The 17,103-nt window shown below is 63.7% G+C and carries 18 protein-coding genes; 11 read left to right on the top strand and 7 right to left on the bottom strand.

Going from position 1 to position 17,103, the window contains the following annotated elements; translation table 11 throughout:
• Positions 1 to 198: 198 nt before the first annotated feature.
• Together GGD66_RS13630 and GGD66_RS13625 are read right to left on the bottom strand one after the other, a co-directional pair.
• Complete coding sequence (locus tag GGD66_RS13630; protein WP_183258031.1) at positions 199 to 2,166, bottom strand: methyl-accepting chemotaxis protein; 1,968 nt, start codon at positions 2,164 to 2,166, stop codon at positions 199 to 201.
• 187 nt (positions 2,167 to 2,353) lie between these two features.
• The gene (locus GGD66_RS13625) at positions 2,354 to 3,319 is read right to left on the bottom strand and encodes a glyoxylate/hydroxypyruvate reductase A (RefSeq protein ID WP_018317749.1); all 966 of its coding nucleotides are present in this window, start codon (positions 3,317 to 3,319) and stop codon (positions 2,354 to 2,356) included.
• 141 nt (positions 3,320 to 3,460) lie between these two features.
• Here GGD66_RS13625 and GGD66_RS13620 point away from each other — a divergent pair, with 141 nt between their 5' ends.
• From GGD66_RS13620 to GGD66_RS13605, 4 genes are all read left to right on the top strand, one after another.
• On the top strand, positions 3,461 to 3,829 hold the full coding sequence (locus tag GGD66_RS13620) for a YciI family protein (RefSeq protein WP_008546388.1): 369 nt from the start codon (positions 3,461 to 3,463) through the stop codon (positions 3,827 to 3,829).
• The gene (locus GGD66_RS13615; RefSeq protein WP_183258030.1) at positions 3,826 to 5,118 is read left to right on the top strand and encodes an RNA polymerase sigma factor; all 1,293 of its coding nucleotides are present in this window, start codon (positions 3,826 to 3,828) and stop codon (positions 5,116 to 5,118) included. Before GGD66_RS13620 ends, GGD66_RS13615 begins: the two co-directional genes overlap by 4 nt.
• 138 nt (positions 5,119 to 5,256) lie before the next feature.
• Positions 5,257 to 5,796, top strand: a complete 540-nt coding sequence (locus GGD66_RS13610) for an SRPBCC family protein (protein ID WP_179738981.1) — start codon at positions 5,257 to 5,259, stop codon at positions 5,794 to 5,796.
• A gap of 30 nt (positions 5,797 to 5,826) precedes the next feature.
• Entirely contained in the window at positions 5,827 to 6,240 is a 414-nt protein-coding gene (locus tag GGD66_RS13605; RefSeq protein WP_018317753.1) for a VOC family protein, read from the top strand.
• Positions 6,241 to 6,351: 111 nt separating this feature from the next.
• Here GGD66_RS13605 and GGD66_RS13600 read toward each other — a convergent pair whose 3' ends face one another.
• The 4 genes from GGD66_RS13600 to GGD66_RS13585 form a co-directional block, all read right to left on the bottom strand.
• Positions 6,352 to 6,714, bottom strand: a complete 363-nt coding sequence (locus GGD66_RS13600; protein WP_183258029.1) for a hypothetical protein — start codon at positions 6,712 to 6,714, stop codon at positions 6,352 to 6,354.
• 543 nt (positions 6,715 to 7,257) lie between these two features.
• The gene (locus GGD66_RS13595) at positions 7,258 to 7,695 is read right to left on the bottom strand and encodes a hypothetical protein (protein ID WP_018317756.1); all 438 of its coding nucleotides are present in this window, start codon (positions 7,693 to 7,695) and stop codon (positions 7,258 to 7,260) included.
• 89 nt (positions 7,696 to 7,784) lie between these two features.
• Positions 7,785 to 8,573 carry an SDR family NAD(P)-dependent oxidoreductase gene (locus tag GGD66_RS13590; RefSeq protein ID WP_092254655.1) on the bottom strand — a complete coding sequence of 263 codons (789 nt, stop codon included), beginning with the start codon at positions 8,571 to 8,573 and terminating at the stop codon, positions 7,785 to 7,787.
• A gap of 108 nt (positions 8,574 to 8,681) precedes the next feature.
• A complete protein-coding gene (locus tag GGD66_RS13585; RefSeq protein WP_018317758.1) occupies positions 8,682 to 10,346 on the bottom strand; it encodes a PAS domain-containing methyl-accepting chemotaxis protein in 1,665 nt (554 codons plus the stop codon).
• Positions 10,347 to 10,659: 313 nt separating this feature from the next.
• Between GGD66_RS13585 and GGD66_RS13580 the strand changes: the two genes are divergently transcribed.
• From GGD66_RS13580 to GGD66_RS13550, 7 genes are all read left to right on the top strand, one after another.
• Entirely contained in the window at positions 10,660 to 11,025 is a 366-nt protein-coding gene (locus tag GGD66_RS13580) for a nuclear transport factor 2 family protein (RefSeq protein ID WP_183258028.1), read from the top strand.
• A gap of 126 nt (positions 11,026 to 11,151) precedes the next feature.
• Positions 11,152 to 11,556 carry a YciI family protein gene (locus GGD66_RS13575; protein ID WP_179738990.1) on the top strand — a complete coding sequence of 135 codons (405 nt, stop codon included), beginning with the start codon at positions 11,152 to 11,154 and terminating at the stop codon, positions 11,554 to 11,556.
• 58 nt (positions 11,557 to 11,614) lie between these two features.
• Positions 11,615 to 11,980: a YciI family protein gene (locus GGD66_RS13570; protein ID WP_018317761.1), complete on the top strand. Its 366-nt coding sequence runs from the start codon at positions 11,615 to 11,617 to the stop codon at positions 11,978 to 11,980.
• 129 nt (positions 11,981 to 12,109) lie between these two features.
• Positions 12,110 to 12,862, top strand: coding sequence for a TetR/AcrR family transcriptional regulator (locus tag GGD66_RS13565; protein WP_183258027.1), 753 nt, complete (start codon positions 12,110 to 12,112; stop codon positions 12,860 to 12,862).
• 121 nt (positions 12,863 to 12,983) lie between these two features.
• Positions 12,984 to 13,475 (top strand): DUF2852 domain-containing protein, encoded by a 492-nt coding sequence (locus GGD66_RS13560; protein ID WP_018317763.1) that lies wholly within the window; start codon positions 12,984 to 12,986, stop codon positions 13,473 to 13,475.
• Between the two features lie 406 nt (positions 13,476 to 13,881).
• Positions 13,882 to 14,775, top strand: a complete 894-nt coding sequence (locus GGD66_RS42215; protein ID WP_183258026.1) for a peptidoglycan-binding protein — start codon at positions 13,882 to 13,884, stop codon at positions 14,773 to 14,775.
• Positions 14,776 to 14,882: 107 nt separating this feature from the next.
• Positions 14,883 to 15,584, top strand: a complete 702-nt coding sequence (locus GGD66_RS13550; protein ID WP_092254671.1) for a peptidoglycan-binding protein — start codon at positions 14,883 to 14,885, stop codon at positions 15,582 to 15,584.
• Between the two features lie 89 nt (positions 15,585 to 15,673).
• Here GGD66_RS13550 and GGD66_RS13545 read toward each other — a convergent pair whose 3' ends face one another.
• On the bottom strand, positions 15,674 to 16,837 hold the full coding sequence (locus GGD66_RS13545) for an acyl-CoA desaturase (RefSeq protein ID WP_183258025.1): 1,164 nt from the start codon (positions 16,835 to 16,837) through the stop codon (positions 15,674 to 15,676).
• Positions 16,838 to 17,103: the final 266 nt, after the last annotated feature.

The raw sequence follows: 17,103 nt of genomic DNA, 5'->3' as shown, positions 1-17,103 counted from the left end.
CCGCTGCGGTGATTGGAACTCGTGTTGCGGAAACCATCTTGGCCAGCAGCGAACAAGCTGCACCCAACAGGCCGCACATATGGATGCAAGCGATCCGGTCAAACCTCACAAAGCTCTTGTGCCACGGGGGCCGTCCACATATGGGTCCCCGCCTTCGCGGGGACGACAGTGAGTATGCTGCGCGATCCTGCGTCCCAACTACGCCGCGCGGATCTGCGCGAGGAAGCGATCCACCTCGTCCCGCAGTCGCTGCGACTGCTTCGACAGCTCGATCGCCGAACCCAGCACTTCCTCGGCCGCCGTGCCCGTCGCGGCGATGCCCGCGGTGACACCGGAGATGTTCTGCGAGACCTCGCCGGTGCGGGCAGCCGCCTGCTGGACGTTCTGTGCGATCTCCTGCGTCGCCGTGCCCTGCTGGCCGACGGCTGCGGCGATCGCGGCGGAAATTTCGTCGACCTGCTGGATCGTCGCGCAGATCGACTGGATGCCGTCCACAGCGCCTGATGTCTCGCCCTGCACCGCGTGGACCTGGGCGCCGATTTCCTCGGTCGCCTTCGCCGTCTGCGTCGCCAGGGCCTTGACCTCGGAAGCGACCACGGCAAAGCCGCGGCCGGCTTCGCCCGCGCGCGCCGCTTCGATCGTCGCGTTTAGCGCCAGCAGGTTGGTCTGGCCCGCGATGCCGTTGATGAAGGAGACCACGTCGCCGATCTTCTGCGCCGCGTCTGCCAGGCTCTGCACGCGCTCGTTCGAGCGCCGTCCGTCGCTCGCGGCCTTGCCCACCACTTCGGTCGCGTGGGCGAGGCGCCGGCTGATCTCGGTCATCGACGAGGACAGCTCTTCCGCCGCCGCCGCGACGGTCTGCACATTCTCCGACGCCAGTGTCGAGGCCGACGACACCGCGCGCGTCTGCTGTCGGGACTGTTCGACGATGGCCGACATCGACCGCGCCGTATGCTCCATCTCGACCGCAGCCGAGGACACCGTGGTGACGACGTCGCGGATGCTGGCCTCGAAATTGTCGGCAAGCGCGGCGAAGGCGCGCCGCTTCTCCGCTTCGGACTGCGCCTTGGCTTCCAGCTGCTCGGCCTGAAGCTTGCCAAAGCTGACGGCGTTGTCGCGGAACACCGCGACCGCCTTCACCATCGCCCCGACTTCGTCATTCGCCTTGCTGGCGGGGATGGTGACGTCGGTCCGGCCGTCTGCGAGTTCGCGCATGACGGACGTGATGGAGAGGATCGGACGCGAGATGCTGCGGGCGATGAGATAGCCGACGATGGCGGCAAGCACGAGCCCGATCGCGGCGATCGCGATCGCGAGCATCCAGGCGCGGTCGGCCGAGGCCTCGTAATCGGCATTGTCCATCACCAGCTCGACGGCGCCGAGCGGCTTTCCGGAAAAATCCTTGATCGGGCCGAGCAGCGCTGCCACCGGCGTGTCGTCGAGCTTGGCCCGCTTCACCGTGAAGCTGCCTGTGGTAGCGCGGCCGTAATCGGCTGCGTCGAAGAAGCTCTTGCCCTTCAGCGTGCCGCCGAACAGCTTGAAGCCGGAGCCATCGGCGAGGTGGAAGGCGACGTCGACATGGCGGTTGGTCTTGAAGTCGTCGAGGAAGGACTGACCGAAGGTCAGGCCGAATTCGACCGAGCCGAGATGCTTAGCCCCTTGCGCGATCGGCACCACGCCGCGGATGCCGAGCCCGGCAACGCCGCCTTCGAGGCCGACCACGACCTTGCGATCCTGGTTGGCGACGACGACGGTCTTGCGGAAGCCGGAGAGATCGTCGCCGAATTTCGCGGGTTGGTGCACACGCAGGAACGAGGTCGCCGGCGCCACATGGAACTGGAATTGCTCGACACCGTATTCCGATTTGGTCGCCGCAAAGACCGGCCCGAACAGGGCTATCAGGGCGTTGCGGTCCTGCTTGGCCATCGCATCCTGCGTCGCCGGCATCGCGGCCACGACCGTGCTCATGGCGGCGGCCCGGTGCGATTCCTCGGCGATGCGCGACTGAAGGGCATCATAATGGCTGTGCAGCTCGCGCTGGTCGGCGCGGTCGATGATCCCAGCGATGATCCACATCGCTCCGAGCACGGCGAACAGGGCGGTTGCCGCCGCCGTCACCGCGAGGGCAACCGTGATCCGCATCCTGAGGCCGAGGCTCGCGCGCATGTCCGACTCGTTGTTTGAGCGTTGGTTAACACCGCTTATCAACTTCTCGCTAAGAGAGAGTGAACGGGATACCGGCGGAACGCGGTGGTTGTGGGGGGAGGCTGTCTGCCCCACAAGCGGTGTCGTCCCCGCGTGTACGGGGACGACACTGAATATGAGGTGACGGTGCTCGCGAAAATCCCGGCGCTTAATACCCCCTGGCCCGGTCCACCACGTTCTCCAACGCGCCGCCGGCCTCGAACCGTGCGATCTGCTCGGCGACATAGGCCGAGATCGCGTCCGCGTCGGTGTCGGCTGCGTTGTGCGGCGTCAGCACCACCTTGGGATGGGTCCAGAACCGGCTGTCCGCCGGCTGCGGCTCCTGTACGAAGACGTCGAGCGAGGCGGCGCCCAGCGTGCCGTCGTCGAGGCAGGCGAGGATGTCGGCCTCGTTCTGCAAGCCGCCGCGGCCGGCATTGATCAGCACCGGGGCGCCGAGCGGGCTGTTGCGGTTGAGCTTGGTGAAGACGTCGCGGTTGAGGATGCCGTGCGTCTCCGGCGTCAGCGGCAGCAGGCAGACCAGGATATCGGTCGCGCGCAGGAACGCATCGATCTGGGCCGAGCCATGGAAGCACTCGACGCCGTCGATCGCGCGCGGGCTGCGGCTCCAGCCGGCGACGCGAAAGCCGAGCCGCCGCAGCACGTCGGCCGCGTCCGCACCGAGCGTGCCCAATCCCATGACACCGACCGTGACGGCGCTGGCCGGCCATTGATATTTCGGCTCCCAGCGCTTTGCGCGCTGCGAGTCCCGCAAATAGAGCTCCTGGCGGTGGTGCATCAGCACGTGCAGCACGACATATTCAGTCATGCGGCCGGTCAGGTCGGGTACGGCGACCCGGACCAGCGGCACATCGGGCAGGCTCTTGTCCGCCATCAGCGCATCGACGCCGGCACCGAGATTGAAGATCGCCCGCAGATTGGGGAAGGCGCCGAGATCGCCCGGCACCGGCTTCCACACCGTGGCATAGTGCACCTCGGCCGGATCGAGCGTGGAATCCGGCAGCAGCACTACACGGCGGCCGCCGCAGACAGCATCAAAGCGGGCCTTCCAGCGCTCCGGCAACCAGTTCTGCTGCGTGCTATTGATCAGGACGGCCAGTGTGCCCTTGGTCATTCGAAGTGCCTCGTCGGGTTCCGCTCACTAAAGCCCCTCCTTGGCACGATCTGCCGGATTTTTCTCGCAAATTTTTTCCGCAGTGCTGTCGGGGCGGGGCATATTGGCGCGTCTTTAGAACAGACGAGGAAAGTGTCGCCTATGCTTTATGCCATCCTTTGCTATCACGATGAGGACTTCGTCGGCTCCTGGAGCAAGGAGCAGGACGAGGCCGTGATGAAGAAGCTCGCCGTGGTGCAGGAGAAGCTCACGAGCCAAGGCCGGCTCGGCCCGGTGGCGCGGCTGCTGCCGACCACGGCCGCCGCGACCTTGCGGAAGGAAGATCCTCCGCTGGTGCTGGACGGCCCCTATGCCGAGACCAAGGAGCAGCTGCTCGGCTTCTACATCGTCGATTGCAAGAATCTCGACGACGCCCTCGACGTCGCGCGCGACCTCGGCGCTGCCAATCCCGGCGGCGCCTATGAGGTGCGTCCCGTCGGCGTGTTCCGGCCCGGAGGAAACCTGACGTGAGCGAGGCCGACACCGGCTGGATCGAGACCGCGCTGACCTCGGCGCGACCCCAGGCGGTCGGCGCGCTGCTGCGTTATTTCCGTGATCTCGACACCGCCGAGGAGGCGTTCCAGAACGCCTCGCTGCGCGCGCTCAAGTCCTGGCCGCAGAACGGGCCGCCGCGCGATCCTGCGGCCTGGCTGATCATGGTCGGCCGCAACGCCGCCATCGACGAGGTGCGCCGGACCCGCAAGCAGCAGCCGCTGCCTGAGGACGATCAGGCGATCTCCGATCTCGACGACGCCGAAGGCGCGCTGGCCGAACGGCTGGACGGCTCGCACTACCGCGACGACATCCTGCGGTTGATGTTCATCTGCTGCCATCCGCAATTGCCGGCGACGCAGCAGATCGCGCTGGCGCTGCGCATCGTCTCGGGGCTTACCGTGAAGCAGATCGCGCGCGCCTTCCTGGTCTCGGACGCGGCGATGGAGCAGCGCATCACCCGCGCCAAGGCGAAGGTCGCCGAAGCCGGGACGCCGTTCGAAGCGCCCGGCGCAATCGAGCGCTCCGAGCGGCTCGCCGGCGTCGCGGCGATGATCTACCTGATCTTCAACGAGGGCTATTCGGCGAGCGGCGACACCGCGGAGATCCGCAAGCCGCTCTGCGAGGAGGCGATCCGGCTGGGGCGCCTGCTGCTCAGGCTGTTTCCGAGCGAGCCGGAGATCATGGGGCTCACGGCGCTCATCTTGCTGCAGCATGCGCGCAGTGCCGCGCGCTTTGCCGCCGACGGCTCGCTGATCCTGCTGGACGATCAGGACCGTTCGCTGTGGAATGGCACCATGATCGCGGAGGGGCTGGCGCTGATCGACAAGGCGATGCGCCACCGCCGCAGCGGGCCCTATCAGATCCAGGCCGCGATCGCTGCATTGCATGCCCGCGCGTCGACGCCGGAGGAGACCGACTGGGCGCAGATCGACCTGCTCTACGGCGCGCTCGAGGTCGTGCAGCCGTCTCCCGTGGTGACGCTCAACCGCGCGGTCGCGGTCTCCAAGGTGCGGGGGCCGCAAGCCGCGCTCGATCTGATCGAGCCGCTTGCGCCGAAGCTCGCCAACTACTTCCATTTCTACGGCGTGCGCGGCGCCTTCCTGATGCAGCTCGGCCGCAACGACGAGGCACGTGTCGCTTTCGACCGCGCCATCGCGCTTGCCAACACGTCCGCAGAAGCGGCCCACATTCGCATGCACATCGATCGCCTGATCCGGGACAGCCAGCCGAAGGCGGGCGCGCGGCAGGGCGCGAAAGTGAAGTAGACCCGTCTGTCTCCACATCATCATGTCGGGACAAGCCCGGCCATGACGTGGGGTGGGTAGCGTGCAAAATGTCATTCCGGCAATTGTCGGCTCCTGCCGTTCTCGTTCGTCCTAAGCCCGTACCCATGGAGCCCCTTCATGCTGAAAGCCATTGCCGTCATCGCCGTCGTGCTCGCCGTTGGAATCGCGGGCGTCCTCGCCTTTGCCCTGACAAAATCTGACACCTTCCGCGTCGAGCGGAGCCTCGCGGTGAAGGCGCCAGCCGGAGCGATCTATCCACAGGTCGCCGATTTCCGCCGTTGGACCAACTGGTCCCCCTATGAGACCCGCGATCCCGCCATGAAGCGCACCTTCGGTGGATCTGAGGGAGGCAAGGGCGCGACCTATGCTTGGGATGGCAACAACAATGTCGGCGCCGGCCGCATGGAGATCCTCGAGGCGACCGGGCCGTCCAAGCTTCGCATCAAGCTCGATTTCGAGCGGCCGTTCGAAGGTCACAACACCGCCGAGTTCACCTTTGTGCCGCAAGGCGATGCTACTCTGGTCACATGGGCGATGTACGGTCCGGCTCCGTTCATGTCCAAGATCATGCAAGTGTTCATCAACATGGACAGCATGATCGGCAAGGATTTCGATGCCGGCCTCGCCAGCCTGAAGAAGCTGGCCGAGAAGCAATAAGCCTCACTGCAAACGAAGAGGAGAGAAACGATGCTCAACGCTTATCTGTTCTATCAGGACACCTGCGAAGCTGCGTTCAACTTCTACGCCAAGGTCCTGGGCGGCAAGATCGACGCCATGATGCGGTCATCGGACGCGCCGCCGGAGATGCCCGCCGCGCCCGGCCGCGAAAAGATGATCATGCATGCGCGGATGTCGCTGCCCGACGGCAGCGTGCTGATGGCTTCCGACGCGCCGCCGGAGCATTTCGCCAAGCCGCAAGGCTTTTCGATCTCGCTCACCGTCAAGGACCCTGCGGACGGCGAGCGTAAGTTCAATGCACTCGCCGATGGCGGCACAGTCACCATGCCGTTCAGCAAGACGTTCTGGGCCAAGGGCTTTGGCATGTGCGTCGACAAGTTCGGCATTCCCTGGATGGTGAACTGCCCGGCCGAAGGAATGTGACAGGCGCGAGCCTGCACACGATCTGTGGAGCTGCGATCCCCTCTCTCCACTGTCGCGGGAGAGGGGACGCCTGGATTTATCGCGTCATACCCGGATCGGTCGTGAGCTCGCTCAACGGACCGATCCGGTCACGTCCTCGCTCTGCTGCGGCGACTGAACGCAGCGAGGGCAGATCACGAGCTTGGTGCCGAGCTGCTTGTCGTTCTCGGCTTCGATCTCGTCATGGACCGCCCACCACGCATCCGAATATGGCCGCAAGGTGCCGAGCACTCGTTCCCGCTCCTGATTGGGATCAGCTGCCGCGGGCGCGGGGTTCGTCGCGCGCCGCTTCGCGACATGCGGGCGATGCGAGGCTTTGTTGGGGTCCTGGCCGAGGCCATCCCATGCGATCGGACGACGCTCCTGCGCCGATGCGACTGCACATTCAAGCAGCGCTGTGCAGAAAGTAAGCAAGATGAAGCCGCGTCGTATCATGCCAGACCCAAAGTTCGATGCGCAATGCGCAAACTTCCACACGGGAAACTTGCATGGCAACGGTCAAATGGAACTTAAGGCAAACGATTGGCGGGCGTGGCCGAGGAATGAACTCACGATTCGCATCACTTTGCGGGAGCAGTGAGGCCGCTTCGTGAAACCATGCGGACTGCATCGCACAACAATTGACGCAATATTGGGCTGTAATCTGCACGTCAGAATCGCTATTGGTGAATCACAAAATCTAAAAAGCTGGGGTGGACGTCACTTGGAAGGGGAGCGACCGATGGCGGCGGCGCTACAGATCAATTTTGCCCTGTGGGGGATGCTTATCTGCGTCAGCATGAAGCTGGGGCCGGTGATCCAGACTCTTTATTGACGGCAGCCAAAGTGTGATGGCGTGGAGACCCCGGTGCGCACATTGGGTGCGACACAGGGAACCTGCCGTGTGGCCTCGGGCCGGCCAAGCCAAACGCCTTTGATGTGACGCGACGCGGTTCACAGAACTCATTCACGTCACATCCGTGGCGGCTGCCACATTCGTCAGCGGCAGCGCGGATAGATCGCGGCGAGATCGCGCCCCTTGAGCAAGAGCAGCCGCGAGGTGAGGCCGCCACGGCGGCTGATCCAGTCGCGCACTGGGCCGGGATAGGCGGCAAGCACCGCGACCGATGCTTCCGGCTCGGCATAAAAGCGCCCGCGCCGGTCGACCGAACGTGCCGCATGGAAGCCGAGCACGGCGCGCTTGGTGACGCAGATGCGCTCGCCCGGTACGATGCTCAGCACCAGCGTGCAGGCCGACAGACAGGGACCGTCGATCACCACGCGCTCGCCGCTCTCGCGCACCTTCTCGAACAAATCGAGGAACGGCCCCACCTGTCCGCCGGGAGACTGGATGATGCGGATTTCGGCGGACGCCGGCGCGGTGGCGAGCAGCGCGAATGCAAGCATCAGGGCGTTGAGCAAAGAGATGCGTCGCATGAAGTCTCCACCTAAATCGGTTCCGTAGGGTGGGTTACGCCCAGCGGCACGCGCAGCGGCAGTGCTAACCCACCCTACAATTTCCGGACCTATCCGTTGCGGCGCTGGCCGCGCAGCGTGGGCAGGCCGATACCTGCCGCATCGAAGCCGCCATCAACGGCCAAAATTTGGCCGGTGATGTAGCTCGCATTTGCCGAGCACAGGAAGTAGATCGCTTCCGCAAGCTCCTCCTCCAGGCCGTAGCGATTGAGCGGAATGGCGTCGTGATAGTCGGCGCGGATCTCCTTGGTGTGCACCTGCTTCGCCATCGCCGTGTCGACCGGCCCCGGCGCAACCGCGTTGACGCGGATGTTGAGCGAGGCGAGCTCGACAGCGAGCTGCTTGGTCAGGTGCGCGAGCCCGGCCTTGCTGGTGCCGTAGGCCGAGCGCAGCGTCGAGGCGCGCACCGCCGAGATCGAGGTGATGTTGACGATGGCGCCGCCATGGCCTTCGCGCATCAAGGGAACCGCGGCCTTGGTGCAGAGGAACGGGCCGGTGAGATTGACCTCGAGCACGCGGCGCCAATCGGTCTCGGACGTCTCCATCAGCGGTGCGAACACCGCGATGCCGGCATTGTTGACCAGTGCATCCAGTCGGCCGAACCGGCGCTCGACCGCCTCCATTGCATTGCTCACCGCGGCGGCGTCCGAGACGTCGCAGGTCAGCGCCAGCGTCGCCTCGCCTTGGTCGATTTCGGCGACCGCCCGGCCGAGCAACTCGCCCTCGATGTCGAGCAGCGCCACGCGCCAACCCTCGGCCAGGAACTTCTTCGCGGTCGCAAGCCCGATGCCGCGGGCGGCTCCGGTGACGAGAGCGATTTTTTGCGGGGCTTGCGGCATGGGAGAATTGTCCTCGAGTAGCATATGGGCGCAGGAATGCAGGCTCCTTTTACTGCGCTTTTGTGCTGGCGAGGAAGGGGCAGGCGAGGGCTGGAGGGGAAGTCGCCCTTACGCCAGCTCTGCCGAGGCACGCTGCATGTTGGCCGACATGTCCGCGGTCACGATGCTCTGCTCCTCGACCGCGGCTGCGGTGGAGGCGATGAACTCGTTGACGCCTGCGATCGCGGCCTTGATCGCGGTGAGGGAGCTCGCGACGTCGCCGGAGATGGTGTTCAGCGCGTCGATTTCGGACGTGATCGTGTCGGTCGCCTGCTTGGCCTGGCTCGCGAGATTCTTCACCTCGGAGGCGACCACCGCAAAGCCGCGTCCCGCTTCGCCGGCGCGGGCCGATTCAATCGTGGCGTTGAGCGCGAGCAGATTGATCTGGCTGGTGATGCCCGAGATCATCTCGACGATGCCGCTCATGGCCTGTGCGGCGGCCGTCAGCTTCTGGGCCTGGAGGTCGGCGGACTCGACCCTTGTGGTCGCGACCTTGGACGTCTCGCGCGACTTCGTCATGGTCTCGGAGATCTCGCGGATCGAGGCGCTCATCTCTTCGCTGCCGGCCGCGACCGCATCGATCAGCCCGCGCGCGTTGTCGGCCTTCTTGCGGCCAATCGCCTGCGCGGTGATGTCGGTGGCGTATTTCACCACCTTGTACGGTTTGCCGTTGAGATCGAAGATCGGGTTGTAGGACGCCTGGATCCAGATCTCGCGGCCGCCCTTGGCGATGCGCTTGTATTCGGCGGCCTGGTATTCGCCGCGATTGAGCGCTTCCCAGAACTGGCGGTAGGCGGCCGAATTCTTCTCGTTCGGCTCGACGAACATGGAATGGTGCTGGCCCTTGATCTCGGCCAGCGCATAGCCCATCGCCTTCAGGAAGTTCTCGTTGGCAGTGCGGATCGTGCCGTCCATGTTGAACTCGATCACCGCTTGCGATTTCTGGATCGCGGCGAGCTGACCGTCATTGTCGGCCGCCTTCATCTTCTGCGCAGTGACGTCGGTCGCGAACTTCACCACCTTGAACGGCTTGCCGTTCTCATCGAGAATCGGATTGTAGGTGGCCAGAATCCAGATTTCCTTAGCTCCCTTGCCGAGCCGCTTGTATTCGGCAGCCTCGAACTCGCCACGGTTCAGCTTGGCCCAGAACGCGGCGTAGGCCGGGCTCGCGCGGTCCTCTGGTGTCACGAACATGGAGTGGTGCTTGCCCTTGATTTCATCGAGCGAATAGCCCATCGCGCCAAGGAAATTCTCGTTGGCGGTGACGATGGTGCCGTCCATGTTGAACTCGATCACGGCCTGCGCGCGGTTGATCGCCGCGATCTTGCCGGACTCTTCCATGGCCTTGATCTTATAGGCCGTGATGTCGGTGGCGAACTTGATGAAGCTGACCACCTTGCCGTTTTCGTCGCGTAGCGGGGCGTAGGACGCGTGGACCCAGACTTCCCTGCCGCCCTTGCCGAAACGCTTGTATTGCGTGGTCTGGAATTCCCCGCGGTTCAGGCTGGCCCAAAAATCGCGGTAGCGAGTGCTCTCGCGCTCGGCCGGGTTGACGAAGATGCTGTGATGCTTTCCCTTGATCTCGGCAAGCGTATAGCCGCTCATCTTGAGAAGGTTTTCGTTGGCGTCGAGGATGGTGCCGTCGAGACCGAATTCGATCACGGCTTGCGACCGGTCGAGCGCCTCGACCTCCGCGATGGCGTGCCTGACCTTCTTGCTCAGGAAATTGAACACGTAAGCCCCGCAATGCTCGGACGCGATCCGACAGGATCGCCATACCGTTTCCCCTGAGCTGAAAGTTGCATGCTATCCTTGAGCATCGGTAAATTCCGGAACACGCCGCGACGAGCTCCGCGATTTCACGAGCAATAGCCAACTACTTCAACTGACAGCTGCTCTTGGTTTATATGCACGGTGGAGTTCACAATGCGGCCGTACTTGTACGGGGGCGCAGCCGAGATATTTTTTCGCGTCACCCTCGCATGGCGGTGTCGGCGCGGTCGAGGGCGAACCGTCTTTAACAAGATGCTCGCTGCGGAGACCATTGATGCCCGACGACCGCGAACGCCTGATCCGCGACCTCTTCGCCGCCTATCTCGCCAACGACCGGCAGCGGGTCGCCGCCGCACTGGCCGACGATTTCCGCTTCACCAGCCCGTTCGACGACGACCTCGACAAGGCGACCTATTTCGAACGCTGCTGGAGCGACAGCGGCTGGATCGCACGGCATGACATCGAGCGCATCGTCGTCCGGGGCGAGGAAGCCTTCGTCACTTATCTCTGCCTTGCGACAGATGGCAGGAGTTTTCGCAACACGGAGTTCTTCACCTTCGCAGGCGGCAAGGTCCGGCGCATCGATGTCTATTTCGGCGCTGCCCGGCGGGATGGTCGTTTCCTGCCGCAGCCGCGCTAGGGCCGGGGCCCTCCAGATTATTTCCGCGGGCGTGTCGGTTCCGTGAGGGTTCGTTCGTCTTGAAGGCGAGCGGGCCTGCGCCTCACGGCGCATCCCGGAACCACCGCAGAAGCCAGGATACGACCCATGCGATTCATGATGTTGATGATCCCGCTCGGCTACGAGGCCGCGCCGCCGGACGTCCAGCTCGATCCCGAACGCGTCGCGGCGATGATGCGCTATAACGAGGCGCTGAAGGACGCGGGCGTGCTGATCACGCTCGATGGCCTGCATCCGCCGTCGATGGGCGCGCGGGTTTCATTTGCGACCGGCGAGCCTGTCGTGACCGACGGCCCATTCGCTGAAGCCAAGGAAGTCCTTGGCGGCTATTGGATGATCGAGGTCGCCTCGCGCGCAGAGGCGATCGCCTGGGCGAAGAAATGTCCGGCTTCGGCCAACGAGATCATCGAGATCCGGCAAGTCCAGGAGATGAGCGACTTTCCGCCCGACGTGCAGGAGGCCGCGGCCGGTTTCGGCGACCTGAAGAGGTAGCCACAGCGATCGCGATGAAATCGCGTCTGTCGTCAGTCAATCAACAAGGAGAGAACCGATGAGCACCGAACATAAATTCCTCGCCGTCTATCTCGGCAGCATGAGCGGCGAAAAGATGAAGGCCTGGCATGCGATGCCTGAGGCTGAACGGAAGGCAAAAGAGCGCGAGGGCATGGCCGCCTGGCACGGCTGGGTCGAGAAGCATAAGGACGTCATCGTCGAGATGGGCGGCCCGCTCGGCAAGACCCGCCGGATCGACGGACGCGGCATTACCGAGATCAGCAATGCGCTGACCGGCTTCACGGTGGTGCGGGCTGCCTCGCAGGAGGAAGCTGCAAAACTGTTCGAGAACCATCCGCATTTTGCGATCTTCCCGGGCGAGGCGATCGAGGTCATGCCCGTGCTGCCGATTCCGCAGATGTAGCTGCGGACTAGGCCAATTCCGGGTGCGATGCCGTCGCTCAGGCCCGGCATCGCCCGTGAAAGTACGGGGTTAATCACGCCCGATTCCTGCTAGTGACCTTCACCGCCGGCTCATGTAAAGATCGTTCACATGAGCTGGCGCAAGGAGCAGCGCCGCGCCGAGCGCGGCTATCACCACGGAAATCTGAAGGAAGCCCTGTTGCAGGCCGCCCTGGGGCTGATCGCCGAGAAGGGCGCGGCCGGCTTCACCTTCGCCGATGCCGCACGCATGGCCGGCGTCAGCGCAGCGGCGCCCTATCGGCATTTCCGCGACCGTGACGAGCTGTTGTCCTCGATTGCCCAGCGCGGCTTCGAGCAGTTCGAGCAGCGCCTGACCGCGGCCTGGGACGACGGGCGCCCCGACACGGTCACCGCGTTCGAGCGCGTCGGCAAAGCCTATCTCGCCTTCGCCCGTGAGGAGCCCGCGTTCTACAACGCGATGTTCGAATCGGGCGTGCCGGTCGATGCCAATCCCGCACTTCAGGCCGCCAGCGAACGCGCCTTCAACATCATTCGCGCTGCAGCCGAGCGGCTCGCGGCGCTGACGCCGCCGGGTACGCCGCGGCCGCCGGCGATGATGATGGCGCTGCACATCTGGTCGATGGCGCACGGCGTGGCTTCGCTGTTCTCCCGTGGCGACGCCGCGCGACGAAAACTGCCGATGTCGCCGGACGAGCTGCTCGAGGCCGAGGTGCTGATCTATCTGCGCGGCCTCGGCTTCCCGACCGACCGTCGTCCTGCAGGCAAGGGCGCCGAGCCGCCGCCGGTGCCTCCGGAGGTGCCCTCCGGTTCAGGCGTGCCGCCCGGCAGCACTCCAGGTGGTCCTTGGGGCAAGCCGAAATAAAATTACGCAAATGATCACGCGGGCGTGTCTGGCGGCCAGCTTGACAAAATCGCGGGATGGTCTAGCTATGTAAATGTTATTTACATTCACAACGGCGCTGGTGCCGTGATGGAGATGGGAAATGGCCTACACCGCTGACGTTAATCGCTGGCGCGGCCCTTCGGACCAATACCAACAGTACGAACGTCCCCGCATGCTCGATACGCCCTGGCATCCCGGCTGGATCGCCGTGACCATCCTCGGCTTCATCATCTGGTGGCCGATCGGACTTGCCCTTCTCTTTTTCACACTCGGGAGCAGAAGAATGTCGTGCTGGAGCCACCAAGATCGCTGGCAGAACAAGATGGAAAAGATGCAGTACAAGATGGACCGCATGCGCGGCCGCATGGAGCGCCGCGGCTTCGGGTTTGGCTTCGGCCCCCCGTCCTCCGGCAACCGCGCCTTCGACGAGTACCGCACCGAGACGCTGCAGCGGCTCGAGGAGGAGCAGGTCGAGTTCAAGAACTTCCTCGACCGTCTGCGTCACGCCAAGGACAAGGAAGAGTTCGACCAGTTCATGGCGCAGCACAAGACGCGTCCGACCCCGCCGCCGACCGACCAGCAGCAGGGCTGACCTTCAAGGCTGACTGACACCTCTCAAAGCCTTCAGGCGCATGCCCCCAAAGTCCTGATGGCCCCGAGCCGCCCGTCTGCGCAACCCGCAGGCGGGCGGTTTGGTTTTTGGGTTCAATCTCTCTCGCGCGCGCGAGAGAGAGCAGGCGATGGCCGGTTTCGGCCGCCATCATTGTTCGCAATGCTCGTCGTGCCGGCCTAGCTCTGTCGCGAGATGCGGGTTGTAATTGATGGCAGCGGCAACTGGCCGTTACTAAACCGGACGTTGCTGCAAAATGCCGCCTGAACTGGGGCAATGCGGCCTGTCCAGAAATCGAATCTTCTCTTGCAACCAAAGGGTGCTGTGCATAATCTAAGTACGTTTTCACTCGATGATATTTGGCTGAATATTATTAGGGAGTATTTTCGTGCGGATCGTAACGATCGTTCGGAAGGTAGCCCCTCGCTGCTATCCCAATTACCTCAAGGCTTTTGAAGACGGCGACGAAATCTTCGGCCGCTTCAAGATCAACACGCCGCTTCGCATCGCGCACTTCCTCGCTCAGGCGCTATATGAAACCGGCCGCGGTACGGTTCTTTTCGAGAGCCTCAAATACAAAACCACGGCGCGCCTTCTCGAGATTTTCGGCATCGGCCATCATAGCGCGGCCATCCGGCCCGACGAGGTCGATCAATTTCTCAACAATGATCGTGCCTTGGCCGAGCGCGTCTATGGACTGGGTAATCCGAAGAAGGCGAAGGAGCTCGGCAATACCAAGCAAGGAGACGGATACAAATATCGCGGCGGCGGCCTGTTGCAGACGACGGGCGGCGCCAACTACCTGCGCATGGGCAAGCTTGCAGGCGTGGATTTCTACAATAATCCGGATCTGATTGTCGCACCCGAAGCGGCTCTGCTTCCCGCCCTGCACGAATGGAATGAGGGAGGCCTGAACGCGTATGCGGATCGGAACGACATCCGTACGATCACGCGGCTCATCAACGGTGGCTACAACGGCCTGAGCGGACGCACGGAGCTCTTCGAGATCGTGTGGAGCGCAGTAGGCAAGAGCGGCGCGAACCAGGTGGCCTGGAAAGCCGCAACCACGTCGGATGAAACGCGCGAGCTTCAGGAGGCCCTGAACGATCTCGGGGCTGAGCCGGCGCTTGTCGTGGATGGACGATATGGTCCCGCCACCGCGCAGGCGGTCGAGTGGTTTCAAAACCACGCCAAGATTCCGGTCGATGGAAATGCAGGCGTGGTGACGCAGGCGGCGTTGAATCTCCGCCTGAATTCCCGGACGGCTTCAGAGCGCCCCTGAGAGCGTGCCGCCTTTTGACGCGCGAAGTTCGCCGGAGCTTCGCGAATAGATGTCTCGATTATTGAGGGCCGAATTTTAGCAAGTTCATTGCGCAGAAGGAATTGAGCATGACCGACGGCGAAAAGATGCTGAAGCTGGCCGAGTCCCGCATCGGCGAGAAATACGTCAATGTCTGCGTTCCCAAGAACAACAAGAACTGGCACGGTCCATGGGACTGCGCGGAGTTCATGTCCTGGCTGGTGTATCAGGTCGGTGGAATCCTGTACGGATGCGTCGACGACAACGGCAATCCTGCAACGGTCGAAGCCTATACGGGCGCCTGGAAGAGCGATTCACAAAAACTCGGAAAGCGCGTGCCGTGGCGGCAGGCAGCTTCAACGGTGGGCGGCATTCTTCTCCGCTATCCGCCCGGACCGGGCATGATGGGGCACATCGTCGTTTGTGACGGCGAGGGCGGCACCGTGGAGGCGATGGGCACCGCCTATGGCGTTCGTCGCGGCAAGGTGTCGGGCCGGAATTGGGATACCGGCGTCTTGCTGCCGAACTTTACGTATGGGGCGGCGGGTGGAGCACTCGACCTGGCGGAGCCGAGCCAGCTGTATGCGCTTGGGCAGCCGAACATGAAGGCGTCCGTCATTCGGGACATTCAACGCGCTTTGAAAGAGCTGGGATTCAATCCGGGGACGATCGACGGTGAATACAATGACCTGACGGTGGCGGCGGTCGCGGCGTTTCAGGCGACCAAAGGACTCATTGTCGACGGACAGGTCGGACCGCAGACCGCAAAACGGTTGAAGATCGAACTCTAGGGATCGGCGGGATTCTCACCTGCCGCGCGCGCGACGGAAGCGTCCCGGCGCCATGACACGCGCCGGGCTGCATCGCATGGCCGCCGGCTTCAGCGCGCGGTGGCGAGCTGCGCGTGAACCGAAGCCAGGAAGTGTTCGTAGGCGTGATCCACGATCTCGTTGAGCGATCGCGTTCGTGCGAACATCGCCTTGGCCTCGGCGAGAAACTCCTCGCGGGTCGGTATCTTCGGCAGATGCAGGTGTGTCAGCGCGTCGACGCCGTCATGCGCGCGATTGAGGATGTCGTGCAGCGTTGGCAGCTGCAGCTGGGTCGGGTCGGCGCGGTGCAGCGCCGAAGAGATCGCATGGGCAAGCTTCGGCGCGTCGAACCGCCCGGCAAGCTCGCGGGCGGCCCGATTGATGACGCGGGCGCCGAGCGGCTGCTCGTTGCGCAGCACCTGTTCGGGCGGCGCCTTCATGTTCCAGACGATTCCGAACCAGGACAACACCTTCAGCAAGTAATAGGTGACGTCGATCTCCCACCAGCGAAAACCCTGCCGCACGCTGCTCTGATAGGCGTGGTGATTGTTGTGCCAGCCCTCGCCCATAGTGAGCAGCGCCAGCAGCCAGTTGTTGCGGGAGTCGTCGCCCGTCACGTAGCGCTTGCGTCCGTGCACATGGGCCAGCGAATTGATGCAGAAGGTCGCGTGATAGACCAGCACCGTGCTCCACAGGAAGCCGACGATCAGACCCGACCACCCCGCCGCCATGAAGCAGAGCGCTGCAAGCACGAAGGCCGGCAGCAGCTCCAGCCGATGCAGCCACATCAGCTCGGGAAAGACCGTGAGATCGCCGACTTTCACGAGATCAGTCCCATCGTGCTCCCGGTAAAAGATCCAGCCGAGATGGCTGTACAGGAAACCGCGCTGACGCGGCGAATGCACATCCAGTTCGGTGTCGGAATGCAGATGATGATGCCGGTGCTTGGCCGCCCACCACAACACGCTCTTCTGCGCGGTGCTTTGCGCAAGGCAGGCCAGGATGAACTGGAACACGCGGCCGGTGGCGAAAGCCCGATGCGAGAAATAGCGGTGATAGCCCGCCCCGATCGCAAACATCCGCACGACATACAGCGCCCCACAGATCGCGACGGCCTGCCACGTGACGCCTGACCAGATCGCCGCAAAGCAACCGAGATGGACCAGCACGAACGGTATGGCGGAGGGGTACATGACGTCGTCGTGGTGGTCGTCGGCGGGCGCGTTGGGCAACATGTTTCAGCGTGACCTCAGGTAACGGGGATCCGGGATTTGCATCGGCAGCATTGAGGGCTACCGGGTACGAAAAACCCGCGGGTGGCGGACCACCGCGGGGCTTGAGCGAGCTGCTTTGCGTGATCATCCCGGCCAAAGCAGCGTCGGCCGAAAATTCGACTGACTATATGGTCGCGGATGGCTGGCATGCAAGCTCGTAGCCCCACGGGGAGCTGCGGCATGGTGCTCAGGTAGTCATTGCGGCCGCCGCGTGGCGCGCGGGTTGC

Origin of the sequence: Bradyrhizobium sp. CIR48 (genome assembly GCF_014198315.1) — a bacterium.
In the GTDB taxonomy this organism is placed as follows: domain Bacteria; phylum Pseudomonadota; class Alphaproteobacteria; order Rhizobiales; family Xanthobacteraceae; genus Bradyrhizobium.
The sequence above is the reverse complement of the archived record's forward strand: the minus strand, read 5'-3'. Positions and strand labels throughout refer to the sequence as shown.